Annotated in this window: 8 protein-coding genes and 1 pseudogene; 2 read left to right on the top strand and 7 right to left on the bottom strand. The window is 57.0% G+C overall.

Annotated features, from left to right (window positions below):
* Positions 1–25: 25 nt before the first annotated feature.
* From VEIS_RS16900 to VEIS_RS16910, 4 genes are read right to left on the bottom strand one after another with little or no spacing between them, the layout of a single operon-like run.
* Positions 26–3,085, bottom strand: coding sequence for a type III restriction-modification system endonuclease (locus VEIS_RS16900; protein ID WP_011811198.1), 3,060 nt, complete (start codon positions 3,083–3,085; stop codon positions 26–28).
* Positions 3,082–4,806: an ATP-binding protein gene (locus VEIS_RS26665; RefSeq protein WP_011811199.1), complete on the bottom strand. Its 1,725-nt coding sequence runs from the start codon at positions 4,804–4,806 to the stop codon at positions 3,082–3,084. The genes VEIS_RS16900 and VEIS_RS26665 overlap by 4 nt, the downstream gene beginning before the upstream one ends.
* Positions 4,803–6,083 (bottom strand): SIR2 family protein, encoded by a 1,281-nt coding sequence (locus VEIS_RS27820; protein ID WP_011811200.1) that lies wholly within the window; start codon positions 6,081–6,083, stop codon positions 4,803–4,805. Before VEIS_RS27820 ends, VEIS_RS26665 begins: the two co-directional genes overlap by 4 nt.
* Before the next feature lie 10 nt (positions 6,084–6,093).
* Positions 6,094–8,184 carry an SNF2-related protein gene (locus tag VEIS_RS16910; protein ID WP_011811201.1) on the bottom strand — a complete coding sequence of 697 codons (2,091 nt, stop codon included), beginning with the start codon at positions 8,182–8,184 and terminating at the stop codon, positions 6,094–6,096.
* A 290-nt stretch (positions 8,185–8,474) separates the two neighbouring features.
* Between VEIS_RS16910 and VEIS_RS16915 the strand changes: the two genes are divergently transcribed.
* Positions 8,475–9,230 carry a metallophosphoesterase family protein gene (locus VEIS_RS16915; protein WP_011811203.1) on the top strand — a complete coding sequence of 252 codons (756 nt, stop codon included), beginning with the start codon at positions 8,475–8,477 and terminating at the stop codon, positions 9,228–9,230.
* Positions 9,227–10,672 (top strand): bifunctional serine/threonine-protein kinase/universal stress protein, encoded by a 1,446-nt coding sequence (locus VEIS_RS16920; RefSeq protein WP_011811204.1) that lies wholly within the window; start codon positions 9,227–9,229, stop codon positions 10,670–10,672. The genes VEIS_RS16915 and VEIS_RS16920 overlap by 4 nt, the downstream gene beginning before the upstream one ends.
* A gap of 141 nt (positions 10,673–10,813) precedes the next feature.
* On the opposite strand, the pseudogene VEIS_RS16925 reads toward VEIS_RS16920, so the two are convergent.
* From VEIS_RS16925 to VEIS_RS16935, 3 genes and pseudogenes are all read right to left on the bottom strand, one after another.
* Positions 10,814–11,177, bottom strand: a pseudogene (locus tag VEIS_RS16925) (RtcB family protein); the annotation flags it as partial.
* Positions 11,178–11,189: 12 nt separating this feature from the next.
* A complete protein-coding gene (locus tag VEIS_RS16930; protein ID WP_011811205.1) occupies positions 11,190–12,161 on the bottom strand; it encodes a tripartite tricarboxylate transporter substrate binding protein in 972 nt (323 codons plus the stop codon).
* 36 nt (positions 12,162–12,197) lie between these two features.
* Positions 12,198–12,935, bottom strand: a complete 738-nt coding sequence (locus VEIS_RS16935; protein WP_011811206.1) for an enoyl-CoA hydratase/isomerase family protein — start codon at positions 12,933–12,935, stop codon at positions 12,198–12,200.
* Positions 12,936–12,961 lie beyond the last annotated feature (26 nt).

Raw genomic sequence — 12,961 nt, forward strand, 5'->3', positions numbered from 1 at the left:
ACGACTATGACAACGACTATGACAACTACTGCACCAACGCCATCAACTTCCCAAAACTGTCCACCACGTCATACCTCACATTCGCAGAGTTGATCCCATTGAAGAACTTGCGCGCGCACTCGGTCTTGGTTTCTTCAATTTTATTGAGCACCATGGATGAAATATCCCCTTTGGTCTCGGCAACGAAATACACATGCTTGACCATCCCCTCCTTGAACGAAATGGCCCAGTCGGGGGTGTAGTTGCCCACGGGGGTGGGGATATGGAAGCCGCGTGGCAATTTGGCGTAGACGACGACTTCGGCGCAGGTGTCCAATTCTTTCGCAAAATCCCGCTCGATGCCGGAATCGGTGACCACGTAATCGTAGATATGCCGCCGGAGCTTGTCCCCGGCCTTGCTGAAATCTTGCCCGGATTGCGCCACCGTGAAAATATCCAGATCAAACCTGTCCTCGGCCAGATCATAGGCCAGGTGCTCGATGAGCATCGTCCCCTTCTGCTCGTTGATCAGCCGTATGGCCTCGGTGATGAAACTCTCCGGGTTGGTGCAGAACTGCGCGAATGCGGCGGCATCGATCCCCTTGAGAATCTCTGCCGTCGTGCGTCGGGTCAGTTGGGTGCCGTCGGCGATTTTGCCGATCAGGTCGTACTTCACCTTTGAATGAATCGAATGCGCACTCTTTTCGGTCTTGCTGCTGCTGAGCACGAAGACCCTGCGGTTATCCAGTTCGTCATGGCCCACATGGTCGGCCTGCTCGCCGGTTTGAATCAGATAATGCAGGGGCGGCACGCGCAGATTCTTGTCCAGTTCGGCGATGGCCTTGTCGACCAATTCGGCGGAATCAAAATCAACGCTGTAAAACGCCTTGCGATTGATCCGGTTCCATAGTTCCTTGAACTCCTGCTTGTCGAAGTTGTCATTGAGCGGATTTGTCTTTGAACGGCGACCATCGCCGATCTTGGGCAACTGGCTGTCATCAAAGACGCTATCGATCAACTGGTACACCTGATCGGCATGGGCTTGCAATTCCGGTGGCAGCATTGCCGGGGTGCCGTCCTTTCTGGCCTGGTGATAAGCCTCCGTGATGTGATTCGCATTGCCCCTGTAACCGTTCTTGAGCAGGTACTTGTAAATCTGCCTGGCCAACTGCGGCGTGACCTCGACATCGCCGCTTGCGGTCTTGAGCAGTTTGCCGGTGAACCAGGCTTCATCAGCCACCCTGGGCCGCGCCGACAAGGATTCGCTGATATCCTTCTGCAGCGCCGCCACAAAATCCTTGTAACTCTCGCTGGCCACCACCGTCAGCACATTCACCTCATGCACGGTAGCGGGATCATCCATCCGGTCACCGCTCTGGTTGACAGACAAGCGCAGACCGCGCCCCACCTCCTGGCGCCGCGACACGGTATTGTCGCTGTGCTTGAGCGCACAGATCACGAACACATTCGGATTATCCCAACCCTCACGCAGGGCGGAGTGCGAAAAGATGAAGCGCACCGGCTCGGCGAAGGATAGCAAGCGCTCCTTGTCCCTCAAAATCAGATCATAGGCATCCACGTCATTGGACAAACCCGCATTCTCGCCGCGCTTGTCCATATCGGGATCGGCAAGCCGCTTGGTTTTTTTGTCGATGGCAAAATAACCGCTATGCGTTGCTGCGGCATCCATGCCCTTCAGGTACTGGATATAGGGACACTGGGAGGGCATTTCATCCAGACTCAGCACCTCGTTCAGATACTGGCGATATTCCTCCTCGAAAATCCGCGCATAATCGCCCTTCTCATCGGCTGCAGAATAATCGCGGTACTTGGCCACTTCATCGATAAAGAACAAGGTCAGCACCTTGATGCCTTGCTGGAACAGCGCCCGTTCCTTATCGACGTGCGCCTTGATCGCCTCGCGAATCTGAATGCGGCGCAGCGCCGCCTCGTCCACATCCCCAAGAACCTCGCCAGCGCAGAGTTCCACGCCATTGGTGAAACCCAAGGTATCGGTATTGGCGTTGATATCCGACACCACATAGCCATCATGGTACTGACCAAGTTCATCCGAAAGGTCGAACAGATTATCGCCCCTGGAGAGCTTGCGCACGATGCGCCTGATCTCGCCACTCTTGAGCTTGCACTCGAATTCGACACGCGCCTCGGGCGGTTTCTTGGTGGAAGTTTCGATGGACTGCAAATACAGATAGGCATTGGTTCCCGCCAAACCCTTCACCGCAATGCCACGCACGGCGATCTTCTTGACCAGTTTCTGGTTATAGGCATCCAGTGCGTCCAGGCGATGGATTTTATTGTGCGTGGTCTTGTGGGTGGCCGAATAACGCAAGGCCATCAACGCCTTGAATGCCTGCAGAGACTCCTGGGTCTGCGCACCTTCCATTTTCTGCGGCTCGTCCAGAATCAGGATGGGGCGGTTGGCGCTGATCACATCAATCGGCTTGCGGGACTGGAAATCGTCCAACTCTTCATAGATACGCCGGTTATCCGCCCCGCGTGCAGCAAACGCCTGCACATTGATCACCATCACATTGATGCCGGCATCTGAAGAAAAACTCTCCAGATGATGCAATTGCCTGGAGTTGTAAATGAAAAAGCGCGCCTTTCTGTTGTAGGTCTCCTGAAAATGCTCCGCCGTCATCGCCAACGACTTCGCCACACCTTCACGGATGGCGATGCTGGGCACAACGATGATGAACTTGCTCCAGCCATATTGCCTGTTCAGCTCGAAAATGGTCTTGATGTAGCAATAGGTCTTGCCGGTGCCGGTTTCCATCTCGATGTCGAGATTGAGCCGACTGACCTTGGTTTTGATCAACTCGTCGGACTGCGGCAGGTTCTGCTGGCGCTGAACCTGGATGATGTTCTTCAGCAAGCCGTCGTCTGTGAGCATCAGATCGGCGTTTTTGAATCCGTCTTGCATGTCTTGCGCAAAGATGGTTTCGGTGCTACCCGTCTTGGCTCGGCCCGGGTCGATGCGATAGCGGGTGGCTGGCGCCGAGGCAGGGGGCTGGCCTTTGAAGCAGTCGAGTACGGCTTGCACGGCTGCTGTTTGGTAGGGTTGGGTTTTGAATTTGAGTTTCATTTGGTACATCCGTTATTCGTCGAGGCAGCCGCTTTCCAATGGGATGAATATTGCGGCCCTTCAGATTGAGGTGTTGCCTGTGGCGGTATAATATGTACTGGCAATGGCATCGGCGAATCGACTCCAACAAGGATTGCCTCGCCTTGGCCTAACGTGGGCAAAAATGCAGCAGCAGAAGCATCCATGTTTCCGCAAGCCCTCTCTACAACTTGCCTGTCTTTCTCATTGATTAGACGATGAACAATAAACATCCCCATCTGACTGAGTACATCTTCAGGAATATCCCTTGGTCGTTGAGTTGCCAGCACTGTAGTTAATCCGTACTTGCGCCCCTCTTTTGCAATCACACCAAATGACTCCAGGGACACCCTGCTGTATTCGTCCCCCAAAGATTTATCCAAAAACTGATGAGCTTCATCAAGTACAACTACAGTTGGATTGGTGCGAAACGAGCCAGTACGAGCCAACTTCAACAGATAGCGACCGACTGCATTTGTAACCAATTCACGGGTATTGTGTTCAAACGGAAGGTACTCCATAGAAATTCGGAGAGCTGAATGATTTGATTTCATAAAATCCTCTACCATTTGTGGCAGTGGGATCAAGCCATCTGGTTTAAAGATGCATGCCATGAACGGGGATTTGAGGGTGGTTTCGATACGCGCAATAAGACTGGTGCAATAGGTCAGCTCGTTGCCCGCATCCCCCCACTTGGTATGATCTTTACCGAAATTTGCGGAAGGATAAGCGCATTCTTCCTGAATTTGTTTCGCCAAAAACTGTATGTCATAGAAAGCACCGTCTTGATCAAGCAATGCGGTATTTTGAATCAACTGTTGCTGAACTATTTCTTTGGTCCTATTAATTTTTGGGATGTAACCTTCAGGTGCCAGATCTTTGCAAAGGTGCGCAAGTTTGAGGCTTCGCAGAGCCTCACGTAACTTCGGTGCCTGAGACGCTCCGGTAGGATTGAAAAGCACAAATATATCTGACTCACTCAATTGATAGAAAGGATAGCCGACGAATTCCCGCTTGTCCTCGTCATTTTCCTTTTGTCCCCCTAAATAAACGTGCCTGACGCCAGTATTCAATGCCTTGAATTCACCTGTCGCATCGAACAGAATTACTTTCCCATTCAGTCGAACTATTTCTTCGACAAGACGCGCAACCGTCCAACTCTTCCCGCCGCCTGTCGTTCCCAAAACTGCACAGTGACGACCAAAAAGAGCTTCGGGAGTCAGCGACACTACTGTGTTCAATGAATGTGACAGTGAAGCCAAGCGGATGCTTCGATCAGTTTCGTACCCTTGCTCTATAGCGTATTTTATCAATGAGGGATGGGCCGAAAATACGTGTTGTGCAATGCGTGGGAGCGCTGGTATTCCACGAACGGCTTTTCCTGATGCAAGTTCGAGTGAGGTAAGTAGCTGAACCAGTCCTATCGGATTGGCAACGCTGTCAGTGTCTGCGGTGGGTTCTACCGTCAATCTGTCGCGCTCAGGAAGTTTTACTTCTGTAATCCGACCAACAATTGCGTATTCTTCGCCCTCAATCAGAACAAACTCGCCAACTTGTCCGGCAGGCATAGCATAACCCGCATGGTGGCCTGACACGGGCGAAGCTGCGTGAGGAAGATTTACCCTGACCATACTCGGATCAATCTGACAGACGGTGCCAATGTAACGAGCCGGATCAAATGGCGCTACTGGAAATCTACTCATGCTGTATCTCCTTCAATGCCGCGCATTCGTACCATGTGCTTTTCGAGATCAGTTTCCGCCACCATATCAGGTATTTCTCTGGCGATATCTTCAAATGTACCATTCAAAAATGTCAACCTGGCATCGCCTTGATCCATCATCTGCATGATGACTTTTAGATATTTATTTGCATTTTCCTTTTTCAAATTGGATTCCAAATATGGATCAACGACCACAACCTTCAAACCAAGATTTGATCGGATGGCAGACAAAACAGGTTCGGCAATGTGGTTATCATTAAATCCAAATCCAACAATCACTAACCCCGTATTAGGTTCACGTAAGGCTGCTTGGAGTGCGGCCATCATTTCAAGATAAGGTTGTGAGAATGCTTGTTCGTACTTGCTGCTACGCGGATAAATCAGCAATGGTTTATCGGTATTGTGTTTCTTTTCAATATCACTTTCACATCGCTCCCAATCAATTGAACCGTGCAATTTGTAAAGATGAAACACATTCGGTATGAATGCCGATGCGTTACCATCAGTGCCGCGACGTACTATGTCGTAGGTGAAATAAACAGGATCGAATGTTGGTGGTAACGTGGGAGAAAACCCATCGATTACAACAAAGCGCCCGCTTTTGGCCGCGTGCTCAAAGCAAAGATCATAGTTGGTTGTAAATATCTTTGTCCTACCCTTGCCCGATGAACGACGTGCGATTCGTTGAAGGAATGTGCGATGTATAGGCAGCGGATCTGTACTTTTTAAGAAGTCAACAGCGGCACGAATTTCTTTTTCCGCCAATGATTTGAATTTTTCAAGGCGTTTCAATTCACCGTTACGCAGGAAATTTTCAGCGACCTTGCACGCAGATAGTAGTTCTTCAATATTCTTATTACCAGCCGGGTGTCTTACGCTGGCAAGGAGCTTTGTCCACAGTGCTTTATTCTTTGAAGTATATGCGGTTTCCACTCGTTGCCAAAGGTCTTGCATAGTCGGGGCCTTGCACTTCGAGGGATCTGAGTCGTCCAGCACGCAAAGTGAAGTCCCAAGGCCAGACAATACAACCAGATTCTGACAGCGAATTACCTCCGACAGCGAACGCCGAATCTGGTCGGTTGCTTTATTTCGTTCAGGTTTCTTATCTGCTGACTGCTGCCCATTACTAGTTTTGGGCGAAAGCCATGACTGATTGGTATATGCTGATCTTATTTTCATATCGCTATTTCCATTTTTTAGGCAATCATCTGGATCGATCAAAACCTGAGAATTACTGTTACCCGTTATTTCGTTCATGAGTGCCTCATCAAATACATTTAACTTCAGTGGATGGTGACAACAGGGCGTCGATGATTTCCAGATCGCCCTTGAGTTCGTGCTCCCAGGAGGGGAGGTCTATATCGGCGAGTTTGATTTTGATTTTGTCACCGATGGTGGCGTCAAGGGATGAAGGATCGTCGCTGTCGCTGTCCCATGGCAGATCATCTTCGTCGAGGTTTTCCAACTGCTCAGTCTGGATGCTGGCGGCGTTGCCGGTCTGGTGAAAGGCGCTGATCGTGTCGAGCATGTTGGTGTGCTTGTCGCGCAGTGACTGTAGCGTCAGGCGGAAGGATGCGACCGAGCTTTCCAGGCGCTTGAGCAGGTTGATCGTCATCAAGGCTTGCAGGCTTTTTTCGCGGTCGGTTTGTTTGAATCTGCCTTTGCCTGCGACTTGCGTGTCGTATTGCTCTTCGTATTTTTTGAGCCGGCTCGGCAGGATGTGGCTGACAGGGGCGTACACGGCGAGTTTGAGGCGGGACAGTTGCTCGAATATCTGGTTGAAGCTCATCACCTCGCTGCGGGCATTGACCACCAGGGGGCAGCGCAGCGACAAGGGCTTGCGGCGTTCGGGGAAGGGGCCGATGTCCTTGGTGTCGTAAAAGGTCTGGATGTGCTTGCGCGAGCGCGCAATGGTGACGCTATCGAGTAATTCAAAGAAGTCGAAATCCAAAGCCTCCAGAATGGCGCGCGCGGTGCGCTCCGCTGGCGGGCGTTTGGCCCAGTCGTTGAAGCGGGCCTGCGCGGTGCGGAAAATGTCTTCCACCGTTTTGCCGGTGCGCAGCTTTTTGCTGAGTTGGCCGGAGTCGCCTTCGTAGGCCAGCGCCAATTGATTGCGCAGGTCGTTGAAGCGGTTGTTGACCGGGGTGGCGGAGAGCATCAGCACCTTGGTTTTCACCCCTGCCTTGATGACTTGGTTCATCAGTTTCTGGTAGCGGGTCTCGCGCTCCTTGAAGGCGTCGTTGTTGCGGAAATTATGCGATTCGTCGATGACAACGAGGTCGTAGTTGCCCCAGTTGACGCGGTTGAGCGGCGTGCCGGACGATGCGCCACTGGTGCGGCCAAGGTCGGTGTGGCAGAGCACGTCATAATTGAAGCGGTCGCGGGCGAAGATATTGGTGGTGAGGTTGCGGTTGTAGTTGAGCCAGTTGTCGGCCAGTTTTTTGGGGCAGAGCACCAGCACCGAGCGATTGCGCAATTCGTAATATTTGACCACGGCCAGGGCAGTGAAGGTTTTGCCCAGGCCAACGCTGTCGGCCAGGATGCAGCCGCTGTAGGTTTCGAGTTTGTTGATGATGCCGGTGGCGGCATCCTTTTGGTAGTTGAAGAGTTTTTTCCAGATGAGCGTGTCCTGATAACCCGTGCGGTCGTTCGGCAGGACATCTTCGTCGAGGTCGTTCAAAAACTCATTGAAGATATGATGGAGCATCAGGAAGTAGATGTTTTCGGGTGAGTTCTCCTGGTACACCGAGGCGATATGTTCGAAAATCTGCACCGTCACATCTTCGAGCTTCTCGCTGTCTTGCCAGATTTGATCGAACAGGCTGAGGTAGCTTGCGGTGAAGCCCGGTTCGTCCATTTTGTTGACGAAGTTGGAGATGGCGTTGCCCGGCTGGTAGACAATATCGACGGCGGTAAAGCCGTGCAGGGGCATGTAGGTGGTGTCCGTGGCGGCACTCTGCACGCAGGCGAATTGCTGCATGGGGGCTTGGTGGCGATTGCTTTTGAAGCTGGCCTTGCGGCGTATCCAGTCGGCGCACTCTTTGGCAATGGCGCGCTGATTGAGTTGGTTGCGCAACTGAATCTCGAATTCGCTGCCGTGCAGACTGCGTTCCCGATCGAGTTTGGGGATGTGGAATTCCTTGCGCTCCTTGCGAATCTTGTCCGTGACTTGGTTGGCGACGAAGGTGGGCGCGGTGAAGATGAAGCGCAGTTCGTCGATTTTTTCCAACTCTGCCTTGAGCGCTTCAAATGCGTACATCGAAAAGCAGGATGCGGCAATCTTCAGGCGGGCGCCGGGTTGGAGGGTCCGCTTCAGGTCGTCGCCGAGCAGGTGGGTGATGTTGTCGATGAGTTCCATCAAGTGTCGGCTTTTGAAGGCATGGCGTGGCCCGGAATTTGCCGATCGGGCGGCGCAGACGGCGAAAAAGAGGGTGGAAACGGATTCAGATCGTCGTCGATTCTAAATGCCGGCGTATCTTCTGGCCGGATTCGCTCGCAGATTGATACGCAGGCATCCAATGCCTGAATGCTGGAGGTTGTGCTGGCGTGTAAGCTATACGGGTTTCGGCGCCGGGGCGCTTTGCTTTGGCGTCGCCTTGCAAGCCTGCGCTTGCCAGCGCATGTTGCGCGCCAGGAGATGAGGCACCGATGAAACTGGCACTGCTGTCAGACATCCATTCCAACCGCCAGGCCCTGCACGCCTGCATCGAGCACGCCCGCGCGCAAGGTGCGCAGCAGTTTGCCCTGCTGGGCGACCTCGTGGGCTATGGCGCCGACCCCGTTGCCGTGGTCGAGCAGGCCATGGAACTGGCGCACCAGGGTGCGTTGCTGGTGCAAGGCAACCACGACGCGATGGCGCTGTCACCGCCGGCCACGCCACGCAAGCATGGCGAATTGGGCGCGCAGTGGACACACGCGCAGTTGGGCGCGGAGCACCGGGCCTTTCTGCAGTCGCTGCCGCTCACCGCGCGCTGGGGCAGCGTTTTGCTGGTGCACGCCAGTGCCGATGCGCCTGAGCAATGGCGCTATGTCGAAGACTCCGACGCCGCCGAGCGCAGCCTGAGCGCCGCCTTGGCCATGGACCCGGCCATCCGCTATGTGTTTTGCGGCCATGTGCATGTGCAGACGCTGTATTTCCTCAGTTCCACGGCCAAACTGATGCGCTTTGCCCCCGTGCCCGGGGTGCGTGTGCCCGTGCTGGCGCACCGCCAGTGGCTGGGCATCGTCGGCTCGGTGGGGCAGCCGCGCGATCGCGACGCCCGCGCCATGTACGCGCTGTTCGACGATGTGGCTGCGCAGTTGACCTTCCACCGCCTGCCCTATGACCACCTGGCTGCGGCGGCCGCCATCCGTGCGGCGGGACTGCCTGCCTTCTACGCCGAACGGCTGGCGAGCGGCCGATGAAGCGCCTGGAAGCCGGCGCCGAGATGGACGGTTTTCGCGTGCGCGAATGCCTGCACGCAGGCGGCATGGCGCATATCTACACGGTGGACTACGCCCAGGCCGGACGCAGCCCCGGCTTTGCCATGGCGATGAAGATCCCGCGCATGACGGCCGGTGACGGCGCAGAGAACATTGTCAGCTTCGAGGTCGAGCTGCAGATACTGCCCGTGCTCACCGGCCCGCATGTGCCGCGTTTCGTCGCCGCCGGCGATCTGCTGCGCCTGCCCTACCTGGTGATGGAATACATACCGGGGCAGACGCTGCAGCACTGGATCGATGCCCCCGAGCGCAGCGACAGCAGCACCATTGCGCGCCTGGGCACGGCCGTCGCGCATGCCGCCCACAGCCTGCACCAGCAGAACGTATGCCACCTGGATCTGAAGCCCGCCAACGTGCTCATCCGGGATGACGGCAGCGCCGTGCTGCTCGATTTCGGCCTCTCGTGCCACGCGCATTACCCCGACCTGCTGGCCGAAGAGATGCGCCAGGCCGTCGGCTCGCCCGCGTGGATCGCGCCCGAGCAGGTCGTGGGCGTGCGCGGCGACCCGCGCAGCGACATCTTTGCCATCGGCGTCATGCTGTACGAGCTGGCCACCGGCGAACTGCCTTTTGGCGCCCCCGGCACCCGCAGCGGCATGAGGCAGCGCCTGTGGATGACGCCGGCACCACCGCGCCAGCACCGCGCCGACATCCCGCCCTGGTTGCAAGAGGTCATCCTGCGCTGCCTGGAGCCCGAGGCCGCCAACCGCTACCCATCGGCCGCCCATCTGGCCTTTGACCTGTCCAACCCGGGGCAGATATCGATCACCGAACGCGGCCAGCGCACCCGGGGCCTGTCGCTGCGCAGCCATTTCAAGCGCTGGATCCGCGCCGCCGGCATGCACTACCAGCCCAGCCCCCGGCCCGCACAGCAGATCGAGGACACCCCCATCCTGATGGTGGCCGTGCCACATGCGGACGTGACGGACGCCACGCTGTACTCGCTGCGCCAGGCCGTGTCCCGCTCGCTCGGCATCAGGCCCGGCGCGCGGCTGGCCTGCGTGACGGTGCTGTCGCCGTCGGCCAGCAGTGCCAGCGACAGCGAACGCAGCGAAACCGCCCTGCACCGACAGCATATGGCGCGCTTGCAGCAATGGGCCCAGGCGCTTGAGCTCGGCGCGCACCCCGTGAGCTACCATGTGCTCGAATCGGGCGACGTGGCCCAGGCGCTGGTGCGCTACGCAAGCAGCAACCATGTGAGCATGATGATCCTCGGCGCCGCCACCCACGGCCTGCAGATGCAGCGCTTCATGGCCACCGTGCCCATGCGCGTGGCGCGCGATGCGCCCTGCACGGTGCTCCTGGTCAAGCAGGCGCTGCCGTTTGAGCAGTTGATCCGGGTTGCGGCGGATCGAGCTGTTTGACAAGCGCGTCGATCAGAGATGACCACAACAGGTTCGCGCTGTGCCCGGCAGACCAGGGCCTGCCATCTTGTCGGCGCGGCCCTGGCTCCGTTTCCCGGTTCCCGGTTCAGCCGAGGCATTTGCCGGAAACCGCCGCCTGATTCAGCCCTTCACGCGCACGACTTGCTCGAGGGTGTGCAGGGTCTCGGTCGGACCGCGCTGGTTTGCCATCACCTGGTCGATGTCCTTGTCCGCGCCTGGAATCTCATCGATCACGCCTTTGTCCTTGCGGCAGAGGATGCCGGCGGTCTGAGCCTCCAGGTCGGCTTGGGTGACGTGCTTCTCGGCATCGGTTCTGCGCATGCGGCTCCAGCGCCGTGGGCGCTGGAGCAGAAGCGCTCGGGATTGCCCTTGCCACGGACGATGTGTAATGTGTAACTGCGCGCCCCATGCTGCCCGGCACGATGCCCAAGTCGCCTTCGCGGGCGCGAATGGCGCCTTTGCGGGTCACCCAGAGCAGACTTCCAGCCGCCCTTGCTCAGTCGGCCTTGATGCCCTCCCTGAAGATCAGGGCCTTGAAGAACGCGCTGTCCTTCCGGACCCGGGTTGCGAATGCTGTCGGGCCTTCGAAGTCCGGGTACATGGATGCCATCAGCAGTTGCTGGCGCACATCAGGTGCGCGCAACGCCTTGCCCGCTTCTTCCTCCATGCGCGCCACGATCTCTGCGGGTGTTCCCTTTGGGGCAAAAATGCCGAACCAACTGCGTGTGTCGAGGTTGAAGCCGAGTTCCGCCAGCGTGGGGACATCGGGAATTTCGGGGTGTCTCTCGGCACTGCTGGTTGCCAGGCCCACCAGATCGCCACTTTTCACGCGCGGCAGTGTCACCGGGTCATACATGATGTCGATGCGCCCGCCGAGAAGGTCCATCATCGATTCCATCGAGCCCTTGTAAGGCACATGCAATACGTCGATACCGGCCTGCTTGTGCAAGAGCACTCCGGTCAGGTGCACGATGGTCCCGACTCCATTGGAGGCGAAGGTGTATTTGCCCGGCGCGGCCTTGGCGGCGGCGACGAATTTTCTGTAGTCGTCGAAAGCCTCGTTTTTGCGCCCTGTGATCAGGCCGTATCCGCAAGCGAGCTTGGCCACGGGGATGAAGTCCTGCGCCGAGAAATTGACCTGTCGCAGCCATGGCGCGATCGCGACGGCGGCGGTCGGCGCGACCAGGAAGGTGTAGCCGTCCGGCGCTGCGCGGGCTGCATATTCAGTGCCCAGGGTGGCGCCGGCACCGGGCTTGTTGTCGACGATGATGGATTGCCCGAGCGCCTTGGCAATGCGCTCGGCGGCAAACCGCGTGATCTGGTCTGACAGCCCGGCCGGAGGGTAAGGCGTAACGAAGTGGATTGGTTTGTGGGGCCAGCCGCGCGCGCCCTGGCTCCAGGCACGATGGCTGAGCAAGGACGCGCCCACCGAAGCGGCTATGCAGAAACGGCGTCGATGCAGGTGCATGGCTGCGTTCTCATGGTTCGGCAAGTGACGCGAGGCTCAACGCCCGGTGAAGCAGGGGGCGCGTTTCTCACGAAACGAGGCCACTCCTTCCTGCAGGTCCGCGCTTTGGGCGATCGCGTCGAGCATGATGCGCTGGGGCAGATACAGTTCGGTGGAGGATTTGGGCATCGTGCTGCGGGCGATCGACTTCATCGCTTGCACTACCAGCGGGGCATTGCGAGCGATCTTCGCCGCAGTTTCGAGCGCTGACGCCAGGGCCTGCCCTTTGGGCACCACGCGGTTGACCAATCCGATCTCGTAAGCGCGCTGGGCGCCCATCGCATCGCCCGTCATCAGCCATTCGAGTCCGGCCTTGTATTGCATGCGCGGCGGAAAACCCGCCATCACGCCGGCAAAGGCACCAATCTTCGCCTCGGGATAGATGAATTGGGCCTGCTCCTCGGCCACGGCCATGTCTGCCAGCATGACCATGGTGGCACCGGCGCCCACGGCAAAGCCATTGACTGCGCAGATGATGGGTTTGTCGCAGGGCACGAGGAGGTTGGGCATGCACAACCACACGTTTTTCGGCAGGTCCTTGAGGTCAGCGCCGGCGCTGAAGGCTTGCTCCCCCTGTGCTGTCAGCACGGCAACGCGATCGTCCCCGCAGGCGAAGCGCTTCCATGCTTCATGCAAACCCTGGACGACGGCGTTGTCGATGCAGTTGCGGGCTTCGGGGCGCCTGATGGTGATGAGGGCGATGTTTTCGCTCGATTCATAGGTGATGGCGGTCATGAAAAGCGTCTCCGCAGATGAGAATG

It is taken from the genome of Verminephrobacter eiseniae EF01-2 (assembly GCF_000015565.1).
In the GTDB taxonomy this organism is placed as follows: Bacteria; Pseudomonadota; Gammaproteobacteria; order Burkholderiales; family Burkholderiaceae_C; genus Acidovorax; species Acidovorax eiseniae.

Excerpts from the sequence above, each read along its gene's own strand:
- VEIS_RS16900 (WP_011811198.1), bottom strand. The coding sequence starts at position 3,085 with ATGAAACTCAAATTCAAAACCCAACCCTACCAAACAGCAGCCGTGCAA.
- VEIS_RS26665 (WP_011811199.1), bottom strand. The coding sequence starts at position 4,806 with ATGAGTAGATTTCCAGTAGCGCCATTTGATCCGGCTCGTTACATTGGC.
- VEIS_RS27820 (WP_011811200.1), bottom strand. The coding sequence starts at position 6,083 with ATGAACGAAATAACGGGTAACAGTAATTCTCAGGTTTTGATCGATCCA.
- VEIS_RS16910 (WP_011811201.1), bottom strand. The coding sequence starts at position 8,184 with ATGGAACTCATCGACAACATCACCCACCTGCTCGGCGACGACCTGAAG.
- VEIS_RS16915 (WP_011811203.1), top strand. The coding sequence starts at position 8,475 with ATGAAACTGGCACTGCTGTCAGACATCCATTCCAACCGCCAGGCCCTG.
- VEIS_RS16920 (WP_011811204.1), top strand. The coding sequence starts at position 9,227 with ATGAAGCGCCTGGAAGCCGGCGCCGAGATGGACGGTTTTCGCGTGCGC.
- VEIS_RS16930 (WP_011811205.1), bottom strand. The coding sequence starts at position 12,161 with ATGCACCTGCATCGACGCCGTTTCTGCATAGCCGCTTCGGTGGGCGCG.
- VEIS_RS16935 (WP_011811206.1), bottom strand. The coding sequence starts at position 12,935 with ATGACCGCCATCACCTATGAATCGAGCGAAAACATCGCCCTCATCACC.